The sequence below is a fragment of the Proteiniphilum acetatigenes DSM 18083 genome (assembly GCF_000380985.1).
In the GTDB taxonomy this organism is placed as follows: domain Bacteria; phylum Bacteroidota; class Bacteroidia; order Bacteroidales; family Dysgonomonadaceae; genus Proteiniphilum; species Proteiniphilum acetatigenes.
Genome location: NZ_KB905698.1, coordinates 163,034 through 187,163, shown reverse-complemented (window position 1 = coordinate 187,163; position 24,130 = coordinate 163,034). Strand labels below are relative to the sequence as shown.

Sequence of the window (24,130 nt, the reverse complement as noted above, 5' to 3'; positions counted from 1 at the left end):
GCATACGCCACCACAAAGTGGTTGTCGTTCCAGAAGACAATGGCGGGGAAGGGGATGCTGTTCACCACATCGTCGACGGTGCATTTGATGGCCAGGGTGCGCAGTCCGATGCTTTCGGCGCCGGTGCTCAGGTCGAGCAGTGAAACGCCTTCTTTGGTAATCCCGCAACGGTCGCGCAGGTATTGCAGCGAATAGAATTTCCCGAAATGTTTGGCGATGACCTTCAATGATGCCGGCCCGCAATCCTGCGAGTCCATCTGGTATTCCACGGGGAAACGGTTGAATAACATATGCTTGCCTTCCTGTCGTTTATTATTTGTTGTTTATTTCTCAGTCTTCGCTTTCAGGTTGTCAAACAGCCGTTCGATAAGGCGTTTCCTTTTGGTGATGATCTCGGCCGTCCCTTTCGACTCGAAGTCGAGCGGGAGGAATTTCCCGAAGTTGGTGGTTGTCCCTCCGGGGAAATCGATCACTACCAGGTAGGCGTCGCTTGTTCCATTGGCTGTTTCTATCTTTTTGGTAATACGCGAAACGGATTTTACAACCCCTTTGAGCAACCCGTATTCGTCGTAGGGGTAGTTATTGATCTTTACGTTCGCCGTTTGTCCCGCTTCCACTTTCCCGGCTCCGAAAGAGGGTATCATCACTTCCCCCAGGATGTTGTTCCTGTCGGGGATCACCGTGAACAGTTCCTGCCCCGACTGCACGAAGCTGTTGTCGCGCCAGAAGCCGAGGTATTCCAGTTCCCCCTCCACCGGGCTGTATTGCAGGTAACGCTCCTTCCAGAGGCTCACCGCATTGGCCAGGGCATTCTTCTGCGTGATGAATTCGGAGTAGGTTTTTTCCTTGCTTTCCGTTTCTTCCAACCAGATCCGTTGTATTTCCATCATATTGCGGCTGATTTCCGATTGTTTCAATAAACGGCTGCTTTCCAGGTTCAGCCGGGATTCCTTTAGCGAGAGGTGTGAGGTACGTTGCTGTTGGTAATCCTGCTCGCTGATCACTTCCTTGTCCAGCAGGATACTGTCTTGTCTTAGCCGGTGTTCGGAGTCTGCCAGTATATGGGTTTTCAGCTTTAATTCCTCATTAAGGTTCTCAATGACCAGCTTGTCGGAATTGACCTGATTCTGCAGGTTTTGCCGCATGGTAGTATAAATATCTGAGGACAACAACCTTTCGTATTGAAGCCGGGAAAGCATAAAGGCATTGTATGCGGAACTCACGTCGCCCAGCAGGAGGGAGTCGGGTAAAATACAATATTGGTTTTCAAACGATGCCGGGTTATTCAGCAGGGAATCCACCCAGAGGATATGCCTGTAGTCGGCCCCGCTTTCGATATAGGAAATTACGGATCCTTCCTGTATGTGTGTCTTATCCGGCTGCAGCAGGATAAGCCGTCCGCTGGTGTTGGCCACCAGGCGTACCGGTGCGGTTACGGCCGTAACCGATACCTGCCCGTCTACCGTGTCGGGGTATTTTATCAGGAAACCCAATAAAATGATAATCCCTATCAGAACGCCCACGCAAAGCGCCACCCATTTGGCCCAGTAGGTGGGCATACGCTCGATGATGGATTGCACTTCTTCCGACCGTTCCGTTGGAAAGTCCGGTTGTTTGGGAATAACGGCCGGTAAATTTGAAAAATTATCATTCTTTTCTATTTCCATAATTATAAAAATGACTTACCCCGTGGATGATTGAAATCCTTCTTGCTGCTTTAGTAAACAAGTTAACCACTGAACCGGGTATTTCATTCGGTTTATTTATATCCGAATAGCCAAATTCCTTCTGGACGGAGATAAAGGGGTAAATGACCATTTTCTTGCTCGTTAAAGCCGACAGTACCAAATCAGCCATATCATTTTCTTTAAATTTATAATCAATGATACGTTGAAAAAGGGATTGGAAAATAACCAGGAACTGGTTACCCCAGTACCAGTCTATCCAATATAGATAAGGCGATACCGGGACAGCCATACCGAAGCCGCTAACACCACCAGATAAAAGTTCAGCACCTTTTTTCCCGGCATCAACAATGTTCCGCAAGAAAAAATCACGGTCATAATTTTCTGTAAAAAGATGATCGTCTTCACAAAAAACAATAATCTCATCTTCCCTTTCCATCGCCATATTGACCACTTTCACCAAACTTTGCCATAATCCGATTGTACCTGCAGGGTGCTGTTCCCCTTCCACGATATCAACGTTAAACTCTCGTCTGCCTTCAAACTGTTGTTTGATATGAGATCGGCGGTCTAACCTCTCCTTCAAGTTAACAGTGTAAACGGGTATATAAAAATCAGAATAGTATGAGTTTTTATTTTGGCCCTTGCTTAATTCTCCAACCTGTTTTAGTATCTTATCGACTTTTATGCTCCAGGTATTCCAGTTCAAGCGGGTCTCAAATTCTTTACGTGACGATTCCCTCAAACCATGATACTGTTCTTTATCGTTGAAAAGCGTTTCAATCAAACTGGCATATTCTCCCGCCTGCGCGTCGGCGGAAAGTAAATAACCGTTCTTTCCTTCTTTTATTACCTGTCCCACCCCACCAACATCGGCAGTAATAGAAGGGATCCCATAAGCAGATGCTTCACAAAAAACAATCCCAAAACAATCGAAATTGGTGGGAAAGAGAAGAAAATGCGTGGTCCGCATAATCTGATGGAACAACTCTGTATCCTCTGCTTGTGATTTATTGATAAACGGAATGATCCTTAAATCAGGATCAGAGTTATTCAAGTCAGGGTTGCAACCTATAATCGTAAGCGTACAATTGAAATTTCTTTTTTTCAACAGATTGAATGTTTCAACGACCTTATCCCCTCCTTTCCTTTTCCAATCTTTCCCGATGAACAACAAGTTGCAAAGCGTTTCTTCCGGAATTTGAATATCTTCTATCACAGGCACTTTCGTTATATTAGCACCAAATTCCACAACCTCTATTTTGGAAAGATCTGCTCCGTAGTGGGTTATTGCATTTTCCTTTGCCCATTGGGAACTATAAATAATGTAGTCGGTATTTAAAATAGCTCTTTTCTCAATATCATCCAATAACCGTATGGTATTGTCATGAGTAATTCTCCACGATTCCCGGATTAGGTCAAACGTGGTATCTCCAATATACACAATAGGGATATCTACCTTCAGATAAGCAATAAAAAAACAATCCCGGGCAACAACCAGGTCAAACTTGTCATGTTTATATAAAATGTCTGATGCCATTTCAGCAAACAACGGAGAATACAATTCCGGAATAAAGGGTGTATGGATCCTGCTCTCACTATAATGTTTTTGCTTTGCTTTTTCTAAAAAATCACCGCCTATCCATTCCAATTCATGCTCTAGTTGCAACGACCGGAAAATATAATATAAAGTGCCCGACCAATGATTGATGTCACCGGGGTCGAGGCTTGAAAGAAAAGCAATTCTCATAGATCAATAATTTATAGTACACTCCCGCAGGGAACAAATATTTCATTTTCACTTATATATTGCATATATCACATACTCGGCTCCATTTGGCTCATATTTCCGTTATTGCCAATTGTTTAGAAACTGTTTAAATTTTTCATGAATTGTTTTCCGGTCATTTTTTAATGAATTTGGGTTTTCGTTTCCCGTAATGTAGCAGGCTACCTTAGGGAAATAAAGATTCAAAGGCGCGAAAAAGGAGAAAAACAACATGAAAGGGTAAACAAATAAAAATTCAAATGTATTCCGTATAATTTAAACAGTTCCTAAATGATTATCAACAGCATAAGGAATCAGTTATTACTGTATAATTAATCAATTACTCTTCTTATTTGAAACATAAATGGCTACCATGTCCTGCTTAATTGCAATATCATGATCTCCTCCACGAGAAATAATTTCACAATCTATGAGGTCTCCTATAGAGTATACCAGTGGTACTTACATTGCCTTTTATGTGTCAAGTATTTACTTTTTTATACGAATATTATCAATTTTATATTCTCCATCCTTTTCAGTTATTTCCATTACGACAATGACCGGTATATTAAACTTAACATAGCTTATTTGATAGATTTTTTCATCTAATTGTGTAAATGTAATGGAGGGAATCCATAAACAATCAAAATCAAAATAATCAATTAATAGGTCATAATTAGGATAACCATCCAATTTAGATTCATTAAACGCTTCTTCAAATTGTGCTAACGCATTAGATGTGAAATACTTTCTCCGGAGATCGGCAAGACGTCCGATTAAATTTTCAGGTATACTACAATATTCATATATATATGCGGAATAGAAAGTATTCAGAAAAAGTAGGGATGATCGATTATCTATCGGTTGCGATTTCATATTATAACACAGTAAAGTGTCCCCATAAAGAGCGCCATTCCACTCTGGTGTAATATAATCAATAAAGTATTGTCCATTTACCTGGATCACTTTTAAAGGAATTTCTTGATAATCTGTATCATCTCTAGCATTCCATTTATAACCAACCATATACCAGTCACCCCGTAAATGTCTTACTTTCAATGTCCTGATTGCGCTTTCAGTAAAATCTTGAGCTCGAATGATAGGATCGGCGCCTGTTGCTAACATTACCCTATCCATCTTTTCTATCAATCTTTTAGTCAAATATTCTTTCTTAATCAAATCGTTTGAGTAAGGATTTGACAATACGTTGGTAGTGTAAGTCTTATAAAAATTTTCAACCCGATGAATAACGTCCTGTACCTGAAGTGTATCTTTCAGTTCAACAACTTTTGTTACATTGTTTCCCTGTGCATTATGCAGATTTATAGAATTACCAATACTGTAAATATCTGAAGAATAAAGGGATAAACAGCACAATAATAATAGACATATTATTTTTTGTTTCATAATTTCTCGTTATTTATTGTTTATTGATTCCATCGAAGAATCGTATAATTGGGATTATTTCTATATGCAGATCCTCCATACATATCATTTTGAAAAAAGTCTGATACCCATTGTTCTCCATTGTACATAGCAATATGTCCATGTTCGTGCCCACTGGTAGCCTCATGTACGATAATATCCCCAACTTGGGGTATATAACCAGAAGAATCCACCATTGAAAAACCAATCGTAGATAAGTATGTATCATAGTCACATGCAGATCCTGGGCGACCATCAGTTGAAAGTCCTCCTGCTTCGATAGCCTCTCTCACGTATCTTGCACAATAACCGGAAGAACTTTCCTGTGCATTGTTTGTTAGATAATTTACAGCATTATTAATATTGAAGGTACCACTATAGCCGTTTGAACCATTACCGCCGTATGAACCGCTACCTTCATTCGAACCACTTCCGTCGTATGAACCAAGGATGGTAACTTCTGGTGCAGTATATCCCCATCCATCTATATATCCCCCATTCCAACTTCCGATTGAAACCAAGTAATCAAACTCATAAATCGTATAGGGACTGTATATTGATCCATCCCCTCCGCCAATGTAGGTTTTTTGTCGGATTTCATTGATTACCGGCATCAATATAGCTAGTTCATCCAAACTCTTTCTTGTTAATTTTTGCATGATGTGATAATTTTAATTGTTTGTAATTTATTATTTTATCTCTATGATTAGAAGATTCTGATTTTTTGCCAAGAGGGTATGCAAGAACGCAAACACATCTTCATCTGTCATTAGATTTTTTGCTTGAAGTTTATATAACGCGGTTAATATTTCAGATAATTCAGCAAAGCGGTTACTATTTAGGACAATTAAAAAATCGATTATTTCTTTTTTTATCTGTATAGAGGTTTCTCTCATTTTATCCTTATACCGACGAGTTACTTGTGAATCGGATACCCTGTAATACAATAACGATTGTGGTTCGATATAAAATACTGCCCCCGCTTTAGCCATCTCTATCCACCATTTATAGTCTTCGGCAAAATCATAATATTCATATTTTAATGTATTTTCTCTGAGAAAATCACCGCGCATCATCGATGTAGGATTAAAAAAAAGATTATTTCGGAGTAAATAAAGCAAAGGAGACTTTATGATACCGGAAATCGTGCGATTGACCGTGCCTTTAGGTATGTCTTCACCGAAAGGTGATATCCATGATGTACATACGGTTATATCCGGGTTTTCTTCCAAAGCCGTGTATTCAATTCGTAACCGGTCTATATGCATGATGTCATCGGCATCCATACGGGCAACATATTTACCGGTAGCTGCTTTCATTCCTAAATTTAGTGATCCGATAAAATCATGCCGGTTTTCAATAACCTTTATCCGTTTGTCTTTAAAAGAACGGATAATAGAAAGTGTATTATCCGTAGAACCGTCATCAACGATGATGAATTCAAAATCGGGAAACGATTGTTTTAATACGCTTTCGACCGCTTCGGACACGTATTTCTCAACGTTGTAAGCGGACATTACTACGGATACTTCACGCATATTCTATCCCCCCTATCATTTGTTGATACACCTCAAGAGTTTGCTTCATCATACGTTCAAGTGTAAATCTGTTTTCGTATAATTGTCTTACATTCCGGCTTAATCGCGTTCTTAACGATTTGTCCTCAATCAGTTCAATAATCTCATCCGACATTTGTCCGGTGTTAACCGAAAGTCCCCTGACTGTTGAAAAACAGGTATCCACTTTCAAGGCATTCAGATTATCGGTAAACATTTCGTCTAACCCGTCAACGGCGGTCGTTATAACAGGAAGTCCGAACATAGCCATTTCGATAGCAACATAACTCGATTGCTCTTGCAGCGAAGCGATAATTCCCGCGTCACTCCGGGCATAATACTCCTTTAATTTATTGAAAGGAATTCTACCCAGTATATTCAGAGATAAATCTTTGTTTACTACCTTAATATTTTCAGCCTGAAGTGGAGAGACTTTTCCGGCTATCGTCAATGAAACCTGATAACCTCTTTGCTGGACTTTCCGCATTGCATCCAGAATATATTTCAAACCTTTACCTGGAGACAAAACACCCACATAAAATAATTGAAAAATCCGGCAGTCTCTATTTTCCCTTCTTTCGCTTCTTTCTCTAAAGTCGCCCATTCCATTGGGGATTACAGATATTTTATCGCTCGGGATAGCCATTGAATTTTTCAGAAAATCCTTTGCACAGTGCGTTACACAAATAATACGGTCGGCATCGGTATAAGATTGGATCTCGCTATGGTTCGTGACAAATTTGTCCTTATCTGCAACTTGCTCCTTTTTTATATATATAAGATTAAACAATTCGTTGAACTTCCGTATATTATTGTTATACAGCCCCTTCCATGGAATGCAATGCAGATGTGTTATTATCTTACATCCTGTTATCGTCCTGATAAAAATGGCTAAATCTATTAAATTGAGTGTATGGATATGTATAATGATATCTTTCTTGTTTTCGAACAAATACCCGATGATCCGGTAAACCTGTTCATTGTATTTGTTTATCCAGAATTTTTGTCCAATAATTTCGTTGAATTGTTGGGGCAGAGGGATTGTGATTTTGGTGTAAGACGGTGTTTGTTCCTTGGAATGAAATAGAATGAATGGATCATGCCTCAAATGGATCCAATAAACACGGATGAACGGGAAATCCCGTAATCCCTTCAGCAATGTTCCCATATAACGGTCGACCCCAGACGTGTTACCGGCATGGGACATATCCATCAAAAACAGGTTTATCGGTTCCATTTATTTTATAGCTTACAAGAATGGTATATGCTTCCGCTTTACTTTATCTGCATTACGATATATCCAATAGAGCAGGAAGCGGGCGATCCCCGATTGGTATCCTGCGACAAAACAATCCGTCCCGGTCGCAGACAACAAATTCCTTTCCAGGGCAGATTGTGGAATACTGTCGAAAAGATCCTTCTCTAACAGCTTTATCTGTTCCTTATATAAATCCTCATCCTGTCGTAACAAGTAAAGCAATTCTATCCGTTGCGCAAGAGACATGGTCGCGGGATATAGGTTTTTCAAGGCAAAAATCCGGTTTATCTCCGCCACACCTTTTAGCCAGATATGATTCTTATCCGTAGCTGTATTTTCCAAGTAATATCCTATTATAAAGTTTGAAACCAGTTGGTCTTGGGTAAAAATCCGGATATATGTGTCTAACATATCGGAGGAGCATTGGAAGTTTTGGCAAACAGCGGCTGCCTTCAAATACATTTCAAAGAAGGCGACATATTCTGTTTTCAAACAGACCTTTTGTTTTTTATCGATGGTAGAAGCATATTCTTCTAACAACCGGCAGGCCGTATCAGAAAAAATGGGGAATAACGATTCCACGCGCCGGTACTTAACGTTGTGAGAAAATAATGAATCCAAAAAGAAAATGACTTTAAGGTTGTACCTGACAAATTTATCCTTATCCCTTTCCCTCACTTTCAGGTTCTCAATGTATTCTTCTATTTTCCTTTGTTGGTTACCGAACAATTCTTCAAAATCAGCTTCGATGAACTGGTTCTTTATCAGGTAAAGCAATACGTACCCGATACCGGAGAGTCCGTTTTCGAACCCGATGTCTTCATTTTTGGTTAACAAGGATTCCTGAAGCAACTCAAATGCCTGCTCTTCAATGTATTCATCTTGTAAAAACCGGGCTATCTCAAAAAAACACAAAGAGATGCCTGCTTTTCCATTGTATAAGCCGGACGAATTGACCGAATAAGCGTTTAATAGCAGATAATCAATCAATTTCGATATGTTTGTCCCAGCAAGCATAATCGAAAAATTCAAGAGTTACAAATATTTTTGCAAGATAAATAAAAAAAATTAGATGTAGCACAGATTAAAGTTAATATTATATAAGTTAAGTTCCACAAGTTTTTAATGAAGAATAGTTCAGTATTTTTTTCAAAGGGCTGCTTATAACTGATTGATTATTAATATAAAACAACCTTTTAAAATTACACGCTTTAATTATCTGATTAAATGATATTTAAATGATAATTCACCAAACTATTCAATGAAGAAATAATTAACCGGGAGCTGGTAATTGAATCTGTCAATATGTTTGTTATATTTCCCTCTCCAATAACTTTTTGCCTGCCGCATTGATCACTTCGAGGGTAAGCCTGTCTCTCTTTTTCTCGAGTACCATCACGGTGCCGTTAGGCTCTCTGTTACCTCCGCCGATAATGACGGGGAAGTTATTTCCCGTTTCTCCCTTTTCTATTACCCGGTAGCGGTGTGTGTGACCGTTGAGGGAAATATTAAATGGTGCGTTCTCCAGTACCGGTATCCATAGGTCGGAACAGGGAGAGAAGCTATCGGGCCTGACTCCGAAAATAGGGATATGGTGGATCAGTACCCGTTTCCTGGCATCCTTAAATGCTGCGGACTGCAATTCTTCTTTCAGGAACTCGGCCTGGTCGATCCGGTGCTGGGTGTAATCATTCATATCGTAATACACCCAGTGGTCGTCCGGCTTGTCTTCACCGCAATCGAGAAGGACAAAACGGGTATCGCCCAATGAAAAAGCGCTGTAGGAGCGACCACCCATTCTCCCGAGATAGTCCCACAAGTGGAGGGAGTATTCTCCTCGTGTTTCATGATTTCCCCTGATAAATATGGAGGGTATTTCATCGCTTTTGATCCTGGGCGTGTAGGTGAGTAACCTGTCCAGGATATCGCTTTCAACCTCTACATCATCAAAGCAGTCGCCGTTAAAGATAACCAGGTCATAAGGCTTATCCTCTACCAGAGAGTGTAGTTTGTGGAACATCTCCATATTACTGTGGATGTCGTTGTATACGATCACACGGAAATCTTTCATATCATCACTCCAGGTGGTGAATGTTTTGATATCGGATCTTACGGTGTCTCCAAACTCCTTGTAATAGCTGGAATATCGGGTGATTTCCTGGGATACGACCCGGTAATAGTATCGTGTACCCGGTTGCAGGTCGGAAAGATGTACCTGGTTGATCTTGTTATTCGCAACCATAACTCCTTCGATGAAAGTGCGTGCCCGTTTCAGGTTATTAGGATCTGTGCCGTATTCAACCCAGCTGCGTGCCGGCACATTGGTCAGCCACATCACGGTCATCTCGTCGGTGCCGGGGTTCTGCAGGTAAGGGATGGTGCGCATTACTTCAGATGCGGGTGTTTTCAGGCGGATATCCACAAACAGAGGTCTATGGTCTGATGCTACCTGCTCATCGATTACGTGAGCCCTGTATTTCGCATAGGTCTCGCCTTTGGCCGTATATCCCAGTATGTAATCAATTGTTGACCGGGGATTGACCGATGGGGAGGTGGGCTGTTTAGGATTGGAGAGGATCTGCCATTTATCCTGCAGGAATGTGATAGGTTCGGAATCAGGAGTGGCATTGAGATCTCCCATCAGAAATATCGGTTTGTCGTATATTTCTACGGCATCGGTAATGATCTTAACCGATTCGAGCCGCTCTTCGTTGGTAAGCGACAGATGTGTATTGACTACCACGTATTTATCGAGTTCCACTATCAATGCGGTGCGGGCTTCTTTGGCTCCCGGAAGAGCAATCTTTTTTACCGCGATCGGCTTTTCCCTTGTCAGGACGCCGTTGCCGTACTTCCCTCCGTCGTGCAGGATAGAATAACCGAAGGTAGCATACATGCCGGTTTGTTCAGAAAGTAGTTGCAGGATATCGATATTGCCGCTTCTGACCACTACACTGTCCACCTCCTGTAATCCCACTACTTCGGGGTTGATGTCAATGATCAGTTTGCCGATCCGTTCAATATCTATTTTACCGTCCATCCCTTCGCCATGATGGATATTGTAACTCATAAGTCGGTGTGTATTTTCACGCTGTGGAAATGTTTGCGCTCCTGCATGGAACAGCACAAGACAAAAGATTGTGAAAAGAGTTGTTTGCTTCATTATATTGTATGTTTTTAGAATCATCACATCAACACATCAATTTTGGCTTTCGAGATATTCTTTCAGGAATTGTTCATTGAGTTCGTCGCTGTCGCCATAGTACACACGAAGCTCTTCCAGTCTCTTGTGAAGCATATCTTGTACCTCGGTATAAGACGGATCATCATAGATATTCCTCATCTCCATGGGGTCTGTTTCCAGGTCATACATCTCCCACTCATCTATATCGTAGTAAAAATGTATCAACTTATAGCGGTCGGTAGCCACGCCGTAGTGCCTTTTCACCATATGTACCGATGGGAATTCATAATAAGTATAATAGACAGCATCACGCCATTTGTCGGTTTTTCCGGCTACCAGTTGCCGGAAAGATTCTCCCTGCATCTCTTCCGGTGCTTTGATACCTGCATAATCGAGAAAAGTAGGAGCAAAGTCAAGATTCTGGACTAATGCGTCTATGACAGTTCCGGGTTTTATCTCTTCGGGATAGCGCATCAACAACGGAGTTCTGAATGACTCTTCATACATGAACCGCTTGTCGAACCAGCCGTGCTCCCCAAGGTAAAAACCCTGGTCGGAGGTATAGACCACAATGGTATTTTCTGCCAGGCCTGCTTCCTCGAGGTAGTCAAGTAGCTCCCCTACGCCATCGTCGATTGATTTGATAGTGCGCAGGTAATCTTTGATATAACGGTTGTATTTCCACAAGGCGATTTCTTTATCCATAAGGCTGTGATATTTCGCTTTGAACTCTTCGTTTTCAGGTGTATAGGCGGCCATCCAGTCTTCACGCTGCTTATCATTGAAGCGATTCAGTTCATGATGAAATCCGGTACTGTCGCCATAAGGATCAACGATCATTTTAAAGTCGTGTCCCCACATGGCATGGCCGTGTATCTGCATCTCCTGTTCTTTTGCCGCCCTTCCACGACCTTCATAATTGTCGAAGAAGTTGGCCGGGGGTTCGAAAGTGACCTCGTCATAGAGAGTGAGGTATTTTGGAGCTGGTTGCCAGTTGCGATGGGGCGCTTTCTGGTGATACAGCACACAGAACGGCTTGTTGGGATCGCGTTTGTTCTTCAGCCAGTCCAGGGTGGTTTCGGTGATGATTTCAGTGCAATACCCTTCTTTACGTACCTTTTCCCCGTCGATCAGAAAATCGGGGTTGTAATATTGTCCCTGTCCCGGAAGTACCATTGAAAAGTCGAATCCCTGCGGGATACCGTCGAGGTGAATCTTGCCGATCATGGCGGTCTGGTATCCGTTAGCCTGCATCAGTTTCGGAAAGTTGGGTTGGTTCCAGTCGAAAGGACGGTTATTGTCGACCTTTCCATTTACAAAGCTGTGTTTACCGGTGAGCAGAACCGCACGGCTGGGAGCACTGATGGAGTTGGTAACCGTCGATCGGGTAAACATGGCGCCTTCTTCTGCCAACCTGTCTATGTTCGGTGTCTCGTTCAATCCGTGACCATAAGCGCTGATTGCCTGATAGGCATGGTCGTCGCTCATAATGAAAATGATGTTCGGTTGCTGGGGCTCTTTCTCCTGGTTTTGACAGGCGCCCAGTAATGCCAGGGAACCGAGACCGGCCCATTTCGCCGGGATAACCAAGTTATATCGTTTCATATGATTAAAATTATTGATTATCAACTATTTCTTTATCAAAAAAATTCGCGGGTTCATTTTGTATTTACCTTATGGTGTGGAGAACCCGCAGTATAAGTCCATCCTATTGTATCGAAACTCTTCCGGGTTCCCTGCGGTTTTGACCCTCATTCCCGGTGAGTTCGTCACCCAGATCTCTGCGGGCTTCCTCAGCAACTTGTTCGAGCTTTTCCACAATGTCGGGATAAGTATTACTTATATCGTAGCGTTCACCCGGATCGCGTCGCAGGTCATAGAGTGCGCCGGGGAACAGAAACCCTTCGTTCACTTTTCCAGGCATACCGTCATTCCCCGGCTGAAATCCTTCGTAAGTCCTTCCCGGATGTGGGAAAACCAGTTTCCAGTTCCCGTGCCTGACCGCTTCCAGGCTATTCTGCCGGTAATAATAGTAGAAAATCTCCCGGGGTTTAGCCTCTATATCCCCCTTGAGTATAGGCAGAAGACTGACACCATCTATGATATGACCGGGCAGGGGAGCATCCGTTATCTCCGCCAGGGTGGGGAGGATATCTATTCCGGAAGCGAGGCTGTTGGAAACAGTTCCTTCGGGGATAACACCTCTCCACATCATGATGCATGGAACGCGTTGTCCTCCTTCGAAGGTAGTCCCTTTCCCTTCACGGTAACCGGCAGTGCTTCCAGCGTGATTACCATAGTTAATCCAGGGGCCGTTGTCAGAAGTGAAGATCACGAGAGTGCGCTTATCCAACTCCATCTCTTCCAGCGTTTTTATAATTTCCCCCACGCTCCAGTCGATCTCCATCATCACGTCACCGTAGAGTCCCTGTCCCGATTTTCCTTTGAATTTATCGGAAACATAGAGAGGTACATGTGGCATCGGATGGGCGAGATAGATAAAGAAAGGGTTGTCCTGGTTCTTCCTGATAAAGTCTACGGTACGGAGAGTGAAATCGGTAGTAAACTGGGGCTGATCGTCGGGCGAAACCGCCGGATTCACGATTTCCTTATTCTCGAAAAGAGGCAGGTCGGGAAATTTTGCTGTCGGATGGAAAGGCCACATATCGTTGGAGTAAGGAATACCGTAAAACTCATCGAACCCGTGATTGGTGGGCAGGAATTGAGGCTGTACTCCCAAATGCCATTTGCCGTAGGCTGCAGTGGCGTATCCTTTCTTTTTAAGTATTTCGGCAATGGTTTCTTCCTCCTCTGAAATACCGACCTCTGAAGTGGGGCCTAATGCTCCGGCAAAACCTACGCGGTTTGGGTAGCACCCTGTAAGCAGACCGGCACGGGAGGCGCTCGATACCGCCTGAGGTGAGTAATAATGAGTAAAGAAGAGTCCCTCATGGGCCATCCTGTCGATATGCGGTGTCTTGTATCCCGTAGCTCCGGTGAGAGACAAGTCACCATATCCCATATCGTCGAGATGGATCAGTATCACATTGGGTAACTCCTTGCCCGCTTTCTCTGACTGTTGAGACGGAGTGCATGCGACAGCAGCTGAAAGAGCCGTCCCCCAGACACCTATTCTTATCTTTGATTTTCCTTCCATCTTATACATTCTCAATTAAATACTTGTTTCATAGAACGCCCGACCCACACCTGTGGCGGGTCTAAATAAAATATGTCGGCAATAGTAGGTGCGACATCAAACTGCATCATGCTCTCCTGGAATTTTCTCCCCGGATAAATACCTTTACCGGCAATGATGAATGGTGTTTCCATCTCCATCATCGAGATACTTCCATGCCCTTTATCGATACCTCCATGATCAGAAGTAACAATGATTATACTATTATCGTATATACCAGCCTCTTTCATTGCCTGGATTATTTCACCGATCTGATCATCCAACTCTTTCAATTTGGCATAGTAGCCGGGCGTATCGTGCCCGTCTGCGTGGCCGGTATCATCGGGACTGTCATAGATAAATGCCGCCAGGGTCGGCTTTTTTTCTTTGATATATTTTACTGCGGCTCCGGTGAGCGCAGTATTGAGTTTATTATCATTGGGGACGTGCTGGTAATAATCCAGCGAAAGCGTATCGACCAGGTATTTTATTCCCTCCCATTCGTAGATTGCTCCGATTTCCGCTTCGGGGACAGCTTCTCTCAGCATATTAAAAATGTTGGGAAACATGCCGTTCCGGTTTAACTCGCGGGAGGGAAGGTCGGGAGTCTGAGACCCCCAGGTAGTGTATCCGTGCAACTCCGGCCCTGCTCCCATAAACATGGATGCCCAGTTTACCGCGCTCGATGAAGGGAGCACTGTCCGTTTTTGTAAGGTATAACAGCCCTCGCTCATGAGCTGTTGTACGTGGGGCATATCGGCTTTTGCCATGCTGTAGCTGCCCCAACCGTCCAGACCGATAAAGACCACATGTTTGGCTTTCCATTCCGGTTTTTCTTTTTCCTGCATGCCTGATCCGCATCCTGTGATAGAAAAAATACAGAGTAAGAGAAGAACGCCAATTGTCAGATTCGTTTTTTGCATACGATTAAATTTTTACAGGCAAATAGCCATTTTACTTGCGGTATGAATGGTTTGCCGGTATATTTTTTATTTCAAGAGGTTTTGGAATAACCAGTTATTTTTCTGCTCCTGTTGTTCGGGGAAAGTCCAGTGCTGGGTTTCCTGGAAAAGATGCAACTCTTTAGGTCCGGGTATGACATTATAGGCGGCGTGCATCGATGTGGGAGGGCATACATTGTCGTTATAGCCCCAGCTATACCAACCGGGTACCTTGACGAAGCGGGCAAAATTCGCCACGTCATAATATTTTGAAGTTTCCACTTTTTCCGGTTTATTGGTAAAATTGTCTTTGAACATATGGGGCCATCCTCCGGCGCGGCCATGTAGATAGCCGGTCAAGTCGGAAAGAGCCGGGTAAAAGGCCGCCAGATAATCGATACGGTTGTCCAGTGCAGCCGTGATAATAGAAAGTGCCCCGCCCTGGCTTCCACCTGTTACTGCAATATCCCGGCCGTTAAAACAGTCGAGTGACTCGATAAAGTCTACAGCCCTCACGCAGCCGAGGTAAACGCGTTTGTAATAATAATTGTCCCTGTTGTCCAGATTGGCGGTCTGGTAACCGTTGAGCGCACCGGCACCCAGATTGTCGTAAACTTTTTGTTCAAGGTTCACCGGAATACCGTGAATACCGATCTGGAAGGTGATGATCCCGTTTTCAGCACTCCATACATCGCCATAGTAGGGGCGGATCCCTGCCCCGGGAACATGCAGTATGGCCGGATATTTTCCTTCGGCTTTGGGCTTACATAAGATACCGTAAATCTTACCTTTAATATTATCGATGCTCACATGGTATACATCCACTTTGTCGGTGCATCGTTCGGGTATCAGAGTTAATACGGGTTTCATGGGTATTTTGGCCAATTCCGCTTTAGCTCCATCCCAAAACTGTTCGAAGTCGGATGGCAGTGTAGTGGTCGGCTTAATCTGTTCCGGAGAAAATCCGGCAGTAGCGTAGGAGGTGTAGGTCTTTCCGTTTACCTCTACTGATGCATGGCAACGCAAGAAACCGGCTTCTTTGAACTGTGTGGCTTTTATCGTAGCTATTCCTTCCTTAAGTGTAACGGTTTTCTCTTCCCATGCATCCATCAATTCGGGACCGATACCGTATTTCACATCGATGCCTTCCAACGGAACATTGTTTTTCAGCACCGTGATCTGAAATTGGGCCTGCTCACCCTTTTCATAGGTCCAATCTGATTTATCGGGTGTCACGATCACCTGTACCAATTGCCGTGCAGGTTGAGAAAATACCTGTAAACAAATAGATAAAATAAAGAAACAGAGTAGAAATAGACGATTTTTCATTGTAGGTAGTTTTAATTATTGCTTTATTGATATTTCCTTTATTTAACTTATCGAAAACGTTCTCTCATTGTATGTACTCCGTAAAAAGATGCTATCCAAGGCCTGAGCAAGACCTTGAATTCATGTGCAATCAACTGTTTTGTTATTTTCCGGCAAGGTAAGCAAAAAAACTTACTTAAGCGGTCACTTCTTGAGAAAAATTGACAGCCGCCTAATTCCTGAAACTCGAAATAAAAATAATCATGCTTTGTTTGTTGTCCTTCTCTGCCGGGTAATGTGGGTAGGATACTAAGTAAATTACGTATTTTGCGCAATTCAGAAAAAATAATATATATCTGTATGAAATATAAACAGATATAAATAACTGATTCACAGAGGTGTGACAGGGAATATTGCGTTCCCTTGTTTATCTTCGGGATACAGAGCATCCTCTGTCTTTAATTGATCGATCATTTTCTGTATCATCTCATTCAAAATGTCTTTTCGAATAGTAGAAAGATCCTTTTTCTCAAAAGGATCAAGAGCCAGATTATAAAGTTCATACTTTGGTGTATCAGGTGTTTCGGGATTATACCAATAGATCACTTTCCAATCGTTCTGACGCAAGGTAGTGAAATAACTACCTCGATGTGCATGAGGAAAATGCATTAAGAAACGTTCCGGACGATTTTCATTTCTTTCTCCGGTAAGTTGGACCTGCAGACTGAAGCCATCGGTAATATGGTTCACAGGATTTACAATGCCCGTCAAGGAAAGGATTGTGGGATAAAGGTCCATTACGGTGGCAAGTTGTTCCTGCACACCTTGCTGTTTGACAGAGAACCTCTTTTGTATTTTATGCGTATTGTCAGGTTTTCCCCAACTGACAATAAAAGGAGCGCGGGTTCCTCCTTCATATTCCGTTCCCTTTTTACCACGTAAAGGAGCTGATGAAAAATGTCCTTTCTCTTCACCTAACGGAGCGTCCGAGCCATTATCTCCCAAAAAGAAGATCAATGTATTTTCTGCAATACCTAAGTCCTCTAAATGGACCATAATATCTCCCAGTGATTTATCCATTCCTTCGATAAGCGTGGCAAAAGCCTTTGCCTGATCAGACTTGCCGGCATCAGTATAATTATCTATAAAACGTCTATCTGCTTCAAAGGGAGAATGTACAGCATAATGTGCCATATACAGGAAGAATGGTTTTTTTTCTTCAACAGCGTTTGAAATAGCCGTTTTTGCTTCCAGCGTTAATGCTTCTGAAAGAAATACATCCGTACCGTGGTATTTCTCTAATCCGGGAACGGCACGGCTTTTTTGTCCTTTAATATTCCCGTAGCCGTATTCTCCATAATAACTACCCGGATGGCCAATGGACGAACCTGCTATATTGAGATCAAATCCGATATGTATCGGATCTTCTCCTTCGCTGCCTTGACGTCCAAAGTGTGCTTTCCCTACGTGAATTGTACGATACCCGTGTTGTTGCAAGAGTTTTGGTAGTGTTACAGTATTGCTCTTTATCCCTTCCCAATTCCAATCAGACGGACCGAAAGGAGTTTTATTGTTTGTCTCTGCGTTTATCCAGTTTGTTGTTCGATGACGTGTAGCATTCTGCCCGGTCATAATAGAAGCCCGGGTTGGTGAACTTACACTTTGGGTATAGAAGGTGGAAAAACGAATTCCCTGGTCAGCCATTCGTTCCATATTCGGCGTACGATACCAATCGTTTAAAGGATAACGGAGTGGATTTCCATTTCCATCTGTCAGGAAAGGGACTTGTGTATCCATTAATCCCATGTCGTCAACAAGGAACACAATGATATTCGGTTGTTCTTGCGTCTGTGTGATTACCTGACAACCGGTAAGGAGTAATAGGGAAGGGATGGCATACATCGTTATATCAATATCTGGCGGCAGAATTCTTTGCATGTCTTTACCTCTTTTACCGAAGTCGACCAGGGAGCCACCGGATATTCAAGTTCAATATCACAATAGATCGGTAGTTTCTGATCTCTGATAAGATGAAGAACCTCGGCAATGGGTGTTTCCCCCTGCCCCCATACCTGATTGGCATTCTTTGCAGTGATATTATCAGGACCGGTTTTGTCCTTGAGATGGATACTCGCGATACGCTCATGATACTTGCGGATAAAATCAGCCGGATTCAAACCGGTAGAACCGAAATAATGACCGACGTCGAAGTTCAACATATTCGCGGAAGAATAGGAGAGAAGTTTGTCAACATCAAAACCGGGTTCAGCAAACTGAGCATGGTTATGAAGTATGGCGTACATTCCGTTATTTTTTGCTGCCGGCCCTAATAAGCGGGCGTTTTGTTCATTTATTTCGGCTGTTATACCGATAGCCCCAAGAGCCTTGGCTACCTTGAATGAATAGTCGAGTTCTTCTTCGGTATCACCTGCAGTCCATTTATAGATATGGATATTTACACCGGCATCGTTGAATTTTTTGCGAAGGTGCGTATAAGCGTTAATTGTACCATTTGTTTTCCTCCATTCTTTCAATTCGCTGTTGTATTGTGCGATGGAGCGCTTTTCTTCAGCGGTGAACGGATTGTCGGGGGCGGGGCGACGTTGTACCGGAGTTTTCGGTGCTCCGAGATAATCCTCTACACCTGTTCCCATTAGTTCTACGGAACTTAATCCCGCTTCGATACATGCGTTAAGCGTCGCTTCCAAACCTCCTTTCAGGTCCCGGAAACTGTAAGTGATTGCACCAATCTGTACTCCTGAGAATTGAGAATTGGGGATTCGGTCAGATGTATTCCCCGTTTTACTTACAACTTTAGGATTACTCCCGTAAGACAGAACGGATGGGAGTAGTGTACCTGTAGCAGCAAAAGCTGCAGTGCCAAGAAATTTCCTTCTGGATAATTTGCCGGATGTGTTTTCTTTGTTTTTCATATTCTTGTAATTTATCATTTTGATGTTTAAAACAAGGGCTAGTTTGGATCATCTATCCTGATTTTCTTCATTACGTTTAAATCATCTCGATTTCTTCTTATAAATCAGAAATAGTATGAACGTTAAAATAACAAAGAATAATCCTATGCCATAAGAGACAGGTTTGGGCAATGAAAAACCTTCAGGGGCCAGCATGATATATGTAGTGACTACCATTGTCATAAATAATGCAGGAATAAGCGTTATCAGATAATATTTCTTTTTCTTCTGCAATAAATATACGGTAATGGTCCATAAGACCACTGCTGCCAGTGTCTGGTTTGCCCAGGCAAAATAACGCCATATCACATCGAAATTAATTTTTGTCAGCATGAAACCGATCGCGAACAGGGGGATAGTAATCATCAAACGATTCCTGATAGGCCTCTGGGAGGTTTTGAGGAGATCGGCAATCGTTAACCGGGCGCTGCGAAAAGCAGTATCACCCGAAGTGATAGGTGCCGCGACAACACCTAAGATTGCCAATATCGCACCAAATGTTCCCAGCAATGAATAGGAAACTTCATTCACCACCCATGCAGCGTTACCGTTCTGTGCTATCATCACTTCATTAAGCCCTCTCATGCCGTTGAAGAAACTCATACTGATGGCAGCCCATACCAAAGCAACCACCCCTTCGGTTACCATGGCACCGTAAAAGACCTTTCGCCCCTCTTTTTCGTTTTTCAAACAACGCGCCATCAGAGGGGATTGTGTGGCATGAAAACCCGATATAGCCCCACAGGCGATGGTAATGAACATCATAGGAAAAATCGGGAGGTTTTCTTTATTGTGATGAAAATTCCTAAAATTCTCAGTGGACAGTTCAGGTATATGATATCCTTTTACTATTAACGCGATAATTAAACTGACAGCCATGAAAAGCAGTGCAAATCCGAAGACAGGATATACTTTTCCGATAATTTTATCTATGGGAAGAAGCGTGGCCAATATATAATAGATAAATATCACCCATACCCAAAAAGTGAAATCGAGTGATTGCGGGGTAAGTCCGGCCAGTAAACCGGCCGGCCCCGAAATAAAGACAACGCCTACAAGGATCAGTAGGACAATCGCAAAAATTCTCATGACCTGCTTGGCTTGTCTTCCCAAATAAATCCCTATTATCTCGGTGATACTTTTGCCATCGTGCCTGACCGAAAGCATCCCGGAGAAATAGTCATGCACACCCCCTGCAAAAATAGTTCCCAGCACGATCCATAGAAAGGCGACCGGTCCCCACATTGCCCCTGCAATGGCGCCAAAAATCGGACCCAATCCGGCAATATTCAGGAATTGTATCAGGAATACACGCCACCAGGGCATGGGCACATAATCTACTCCATCATTTAAGGTAATGGCAGGTGTAACACGTCCAGGATCGGCTTTCATCACTCGTTCCAGGTATTTTGAGTAGAGAGCATATCCTGTCACGAGGGCTATTATCGAAATAATAAAGGTGATCATTCAGCGATTAATTATTTAAAATCTGATTTTTAGAAAGCAATACCTGTTCCAATTGCCCATAGGGAACATCCTGTATGTTGATTTTATTATCTATGGCGATTACCGCTGCTGCCGCTGCTGATTGCCCGAGGATCATAAATACCGGTTCCATCCGGATGGAGCCGAAAGCGATATGGCTGGACGAAAGACAGACCGGAACGAGCAGGTTTGTACATTCTCCTGCCTGGGGTACGATTGAGCCATAGGCAATCTTATATGGTTTTCCGGGATGTACGCCTACATCTCCTTCATTCTGTACATATCCCTCTGCTGTCACGTAACGTTGCACATTGTGGGAGTCCATGGTATAGGAACCCATCCCGATAGGATCAGGCACATCCATCTTTGCGAGGACTTCATTCTCAGTCGTGACATAGGCTCCGACCATTCTTCGCGCTTCACGGATATACAGCTGATGGGGCCAATTACCGTTGTCGGTAAATTCATCTTTGGCCAGTCCCCAATCCTGCATACTGCTCCTTATCTCTTCGGGCACACGTTCGTCGGTCGATACAAAATAGAGCAGTCCTTTTTGATAATTGGTATGATCCTCAATAATTTCTTTACGCCTTTCATAGGATGCTTCGGGATAATCATAGTTCATCCCGATATGATCGGAGCTGAAAGGGCCGTGGTTGTTTGTATCGGTTTTTCTGTTGGGAATAATGTCATACTTTGCAAACCATTCGTTCCATCCCGATTCAAAAACCCTGGCGAGAAGCTCATAATCGGCAGGATCATATCCTTCAGGTTTTTCAAAAGGTACCCTGTTTTCAGGGTGATTGCTCATGCACAGCCTGAAACAATAGGCCTGGATCTTATCGTCGCCACTACAATTGGGCTGTATCGGTTCATTGGAAATGTAGGGGAGTAAACCGCTGGAAGAGTCCCCCGGGATCACGTACGGATCGATAGGAGTACTGAAATAGTGTCTGTGATGAAATACACCGGCCTGTACACCGTTCCACTCTTCATTATATTGAGAGCAAGATTCTCTTCCTACTGTATAAGATACACCGGCTGTGGCCATCAGGTCTCCTTCGTATGTAGCGTCGATAAACATTTTTCCGCTGAACTTCTTGCCTGAAAGTGTAGTCATGGAAATAATCCTGTTATTGTTGACCTCCACGCCCGACTCCCTGTCGAGCCATTCATCCCTATAAACCGGGATATTATTCTCCCTGATAAGGTCTTCGAATATTTTTTCAGCCACATGGGGTTCAAATATCCACATTGTCCTGCTTTCCCCATCCATTGCCACTGTGCCTTGTCCCTTATTCCCGTATTCGGAATGTTTTTGCCATTTCCATGCTGCCGAATCATTATAATGAAGCCAAACACGATGGTAAAATTCCCGGGCCAATCCTCCGATGGAGTTGGTGTTGCCCGAATCGGTAAATCCCAACCCTCCGGAAGTCAATCCCCCAAGGTGCTTATCGGGACAAACAATGATTACGCTTTTGCCTGACTGTACGGTCTCAACGGCTGAGATTACGGCAGCTGAAGTACCGCCGTAAATGATAACATCCGCACTTAACGGATCCTTATTGCAGGATAGAAAGGAAAAAGAAACTGCAAATAAGAGTGTAAATAATTGAATTACTCGTCTCATATCTATTTATTGATTTGAATTTCCACAATCTGTTTATCTTTCAATAAAGTGTTTTGTAAAGCCGGATAATTGATATCCTGCACTGCCACACCTTCCTTGATGGCCTGACATGCGGCGGTGGCTGCTGACTGTCCCAATACCATAAATACCGGTTCCATACGGATTGAGCCAAATGCAATATGGGTAGCGCTTACGCACACGGGTACCAGCAGGTTGTTACATTCTTCTTTTTTAGGAACAATAGAACGGTAGCTAATGGAATAAGGAGAAAAGCCGTGTGCTTCCACATTACCTTCATTCTGTACAAATCCGTTTACATCCACATATCTCTGTATGTGATGCGAATCCATTCCGTAAGCTCCCATGCCGACCGGGTCTTCTATTGTATCTATCCCTTCGCAGTTTTTCTGGGTCATCACGTAATCGCTCAGCATACGTCTTGCTTCCCTGATATAAAGTTGTTCCTGCCATCCGTTACTTCCTTCTTCGTATTCATCCCTACATGTTCCCCATCTTGATACGGCATTCCTCACTTTTTCAGGAATTCTGGGATGATAGGCCAGTGTCCACATCAACCCCTGTTGGTATTCGCGGTGAGCCTGTATAATCTTTTCACGTTCTTCATAAGATGCTTCGGGATAATCGTAGTTCTGCCCGATAAAATCTGTAGAGAATCCTCTTCTGTTATTCGTGTCGGTTTTCCTGTTTGGCATCGGCGAATTGATCCAGGGCATCTGATTCACCTCCGACCCGTTGTCCGCTTCATAGTTTCTGAAAAGCAGCTCATAGTTCAACTCATCATAGTTCTCCGGTTTTTTGAAAGGAATACGGTTGTCGGGATGATCAGTCAGTGTCATCCGGAAACAGTAGGCTTGTATCTTATCGTCACCTTCGCCATCCACCCCCGGAGGGCCTTCGGAGATGTAGGGCAGGAGTCCGCTTTTCGGATCACCTTTGACTACATAGGGGTCGACCCTGTCAATAAAATTATGATTGTATGCGTTTCGTGAAAGTGTCCATTTGAGGGTGGCACTGATTTTGTTGGCTTGTACACCGTTCAGTGTTTCGCCATACTCGCGGTTGGATTCCCTGCCTACCCGGTAGCTGATTCCCGCCGCGGCCATGAGGTCTCCTTCGTAGGTTGCGTCTATGAACATTTTTCCGGTATATTTTGCACCGTTGTCCATTTCAATTGATTCAATCGTGCTACCCTTTTTAGTAACACCGCTTTCCCTGTTCAATCTTTCACCGTACACGATATTGATCTTCTCTCCGGAAAGCATTTGATGATATACTTTCAAGGCTGCGGAGGGTTCGAATGTCCACATGGCATCTTCACCCTTTGCTGTTCTGGTTTGTCCTTCATCTAAATAGTCGTTTCTATCCTGCCACTTCCAGTTCTTTGGATCATCGTAGTATTTCCGGATATTTTGGTAGAATTCACGGGATATTCCTCCGATCACATGTTTATTCCCGATATCGGTTTGGCCTAATCCGCCGGTCGTCAGCCCTCCCAGACGATGAGTCGGTTCAATGATCACTACCGATTTTCCCATTCTCGATGTCTGGATGGCCGATGCAATTCCGGCAGAGGTGCCACCGTAAATGATGACATCGTATTTTTTATTTTGTGCGAATATTCCTGAATAATTCAGCATCAAAAAGATAACACTCAGGCTTAAGGCTCGAATAATTTTTTTTGTAAACATAATTTTCTTTCTTTAATGTGAAAAAAGTAAT

At 43.2% G+C, this 24,130-nt stretch carries 18 protein-coding genes; all 18 read right to left on the bottom strand.

The window, feature by feature from the left end; genetic code table 11:
• On the bottom strand, positions 1-290 hold a 290-nt coding region (locus tag F597_RS0112525; protein WP_026327413.1), incomplete at its 3' end, for a cysteine peptidase family C39 domain-containing protein.
• 33 nt (positions 291-323) lie between these two features.
• On the bottom strand, positions 324-1,667 hold the full coding sequence (locus tag F597_RS0112520; RefSeq protein ID WP_019540095.1) for an HlyD family secretion protein: 1,344 nt from the start codon (positions 1,665-1,667) through the stop codon (positions 324-326).
• The gene (locus tag F597_RS22010) at positions 1,648-3,435 is read right to left on the bottom strand and encodes a glycosyltransferase family 4 protein (protein WP_019540094.1); all 1,788 of its coding nucleotides are present in this window, start codon (positions 3,433-3,435) and stop codon (positions 1,648-1,650) included. The genes F597_RS0112520 and F597_RS22010 overlap by 20 nt, the downstream gene beginning before the upstream one ends.
• Before the next feature lie 507 nt (positions 3,436-3,942).
• Positions 3,943-4,860 (bottom strand): YqhG/Tai3 family protein, encoded by a 918-nt coding sequence (locus F597_RS21675; protein WP_019540093.1) that lies wholly within the window; start codon positions 4,858-4,860, stop codon positions 3,943-3,945.
• Between the two features lie 20 nt (positions 4,861-4,880).
• Positions 4,881-5,537: a hypothetical protein gene (locus tag F597_RS21670; RefSeq protein WP_052319819.1), complete on the bottom strand. Its 657-nt coding sequence runs from the start codon at positions 5,535-5,537 to the stop codon at positions 4,881-4,883.
• Between the two features lie 30 nt (positions 5,538-5,567).
• Positions 5,568-6,416, bottom strand: coding sequence for a glycosyltransferase family 2 protein (locus tag F597_RS0112495; RefSeq protein WP_019540091.1), 849 nt, complete (start codon positions 6,414-6,416; stop codon positions 5,568-5,570).
• Positions 6,409-7,671, bottom strand: coding sequence for a glycosyltransferase family 4 protein (locus F597_RS0112490; RefSeq protein WP_019540090.1), 1,263 nt, complete (start codon positions 7,669-7,671; stop codon positions 6,409-6,411). The genes F597_RS0112495 and F597_RS0112490 overlap by 8 nt, the downstream gene beginning before the upstream one ends.
• Positions 7,672-7,683: 12 nt before the next feature.
• Positions 7,684-8,682, bottom strand: coding sequence for a lanthionine synthetase LanC family protein (locus F597_RS21665; RefSeq protein WP_157279125.1), 999 nt, complete (start codon positions 8,680-8,682; stop codon positions 7,684-7,686).
• A 322-nt stretch (positions 8,683-9,004) separates the two neighbouring features.
• Positions 9,005-10,855, bottom strand: coding sequence for an endonuclease/exonuclease/phosphatase family protein (locus F597_RS0112480; protein WP_019540088.1), 1,851 nt, complete (start codon positions 10,853-10,855; stop codon positions 9,005-9,007).
• 36 nt (positions 10,856-10,891) lie between these two features.
• Positions 10,892-12,481, bottom strand: coding sequence for a sulfatase family protein (locus F597_RS0112475; protein WP_019540087.1), 1,590 nt, complete (start codon positions 12,479-12,481; stop codon positions 10,892-10,894).
• A 103-nt stretch (positions 12,482-12,584) separates the two neighbouring features.
• On the bottom strand, positions 12,585-14,042 hold the full coding sequence (locus F597_RS0112470; RefSeq protein ID WP_019540086.1) for a sulfatase family protein: 1,458 nt from the start codon (positions 14,040-14,042) through the stop codon (positions 12,585-12,587).
• A gap of 2 nt (positions 14,043-14,044) precedes the next feature.
• On the bottom strand, positions 14,045-14,974 hold the full coding sequence (locus tag F597_RS0112465) for an alkaline phosphatase family protein (RefSeq protein ID WP_019540085.1): 930 nt from the start codon (positions 14,972-14,974) through the stop codon (positions 14,045-14,047).
• Positions 14,975-15,040: 66 nt separating this feature from the next.
• On the bottom strand, positions 15,041-16,321 hold the full coding sequence (locus F597_RS0112460; RefSeq protein WP_019540084.1) for an acetylxylan esterase: 1,281 nt from the start codon (positions 16,319-16,321) through the stop codon (positions 15,041-15,043).
• Between the two features lie 369 nt (positions 16,322-16,690).
• Positions 16,691-18,202 (bottom strand): sulfatase-like hydrolase/transferase, encoded by a 1,512-nt coding sequence (locus tag F597_RS0112455; protein WP_019540083.1) that lies wholly within the window; start codon positions 18,200-18,202, stop codon positions 16,691-16,693.
• Positions 18,203-18,204: 2 nt separating this feature from the next.
• A complete protein-coding gene (locus F597_RS0112450) occupies positions 18,205-19,233 on the bottom strand; it encodes a sugar phosphate isomerase/epimerase family protein (protein ID WP_044060301.1) in 1,029 nt (342 codons plus the stop codon).
• Between the two features lie 81 nt (positions 19,234-19,314).
• The gene (locus tag F597_RS0112445; protein WP_019540081.1) at positions 19,315-20,739 is read right to left on the bottom strand and encodes a carbon starvation CstA family protein; all 1,425 of its coding nucleotides are present in this window, start codon (positions 20,737-20,739) and stop codon (positions 19,315-19,317) included.
• A 7-nt stretch (positions 20,740-20,746) separates the two neighbouring features.
• Positions 20,747-22,390 carry an FAD-dependent oxidoreductase gene (locus F597_RS0112440; protein ID WP_019540080.1) on the bottom strand — a complete coding sequence of 548 codons (1,644 nt, stop codon included), beginning with the start codon at positions 22,388-22,390 and terminating at the stop codon, positions 20,747-20,749.
• A 2-nt stretch (positions 22,391-22,392) separates the two neighbouring features.
• Positions 22,393-24,099, bottom strand: coding sequence for an FAD-dependent oxidoreductase (locus tag F597_RS0112435; RefSeq protein WP_019540079.1), 1,707 nt, complete (start codon positions 24,097-24,099; stop codon positions 22,393-22,395).
• Positions 24,100-24,130: the final 31 nt, after the last annotated feature.

What these genes read in the sequence shown, in the direction of transcription:
- F597_RS0112435 (WP_019540079.1), bottom strand. Translation starts at nt 24,099, where the DNA reads ATGTTTACAAAAAAAATTATTCGAGCCTTAAGCCTGAGTGTTATCTTT.
- F597_RS0112490 (WP_019540090.1), bottom strand. Translation starts at nt 7,671, where the DNA reads ATGGAACCGATAAACCTGTTTTTGATGGATATGTCCCATGCCGGTAAC.
- F597_RS0112450 (WP_044060301.1), bottom strand. Translation starts at nt 19,233, where the DNA reads ATGAAAAACAAAGAAAACACATCCGGCAAATTATCCAGAAGGAAATTT.
- F597_RS0112460 (WP_019540084.1), bottom strand. Translation starts at nt 16,321, where the DNA reads ATGAAAAATCGTCTATTTCTACTCTGTTTCTTTATTTTATCTATTTGT.
- F597_RS0112445 (WP_019540081.1), bottom strand. Translation starts at nt 20,739, where the DNA reads ATGATCACCTTTATTATTTCGATAATAGCCCTCGTGACAGGATATGCT.
- F597_RS0112440 (WP_019540080.1), bottom strand. Translation starts at nt 22,390, where the DNA reads ATGAGACGAGTAATTCAATTATTTACACTCTTATTTGCAGTTTCTTTT.
- F597_RS0112495 (WP_019540091.1), bottom strand. Translation starts at nt 6,416, where the DNA reads ATGCGTGAAGTATCCGTAGTAATGTCCGCTTACAACGTTGAGAAATAC.
- F597_RS0112455 (WP_019540083.1), bottom strand. Translation starts at nt 18,202, where the DNA reads ATGTATGCCATCCCTTCCCTATTACTCCTTACCGGTTGTCAGGTAATC.
- F597_RS21670 (WP_052319819.1), bottom strand. Translation starts at nt 5,537, where the DNA reads ATGCAAAAATTAACAAGAAAGAGTTTGGATGAACTAGCTATATTGATG.
- F597_RS0112520 (WP_019540095.1), bottom strand. Translation starts at nt 1,667, where the DNA reads ATGGAAATAGAAAAGAATGATAATTTTTCAAATTTACCGGCCGTTATT.
- F597_RS0112470 (WP_019540086.1), bottom strand. Translation starts at nt 14,042, where the DNA reads ATGTATAAGATGGAAGGAAAATCAAAGATAAGAATAGGTGTCTGGGGG.
- F597_RS0112465 (WP_019540085.1), bottom strand. Translation starts at nt 14,974, where the DNA reads ATGCAAAAAACGAATCTGACAATTGGCGTTCTTCTCTTACTCTGTATT.
- F597_RS0112475 (WP_019540087.1), bottom strand. Translation starts at nt 12,481, where the DNA reads ATGAAACGATATAACTTGGTTATCCCGGCGAAATGGGCCGGTCTCGGT.
- F597_RS21675 (WP_019540093.1), bottom strand. Translation starts at nt 4,860, where the DNA reads ATGAAACAAAAAATAATATGTCTATTATTATTGTGCTGTTTATCCCTT.
- F597_RS22010 (WP_019540094.1), bottom strand. Translation starts at nt 3,435, where the DNA reads ATGAGAATTGCTTTTCTTTCAAGCCTCGACCCCGGTGACATCAATCAT.
- F597_RS0112480 (WP_019540088.1), bottom strand. Translation starts at nt 10,855, where the DNA reads ATGAAGCAAACAACTCTTTTCACAATCTTTTGTCTTGTGCTGTTCCAT.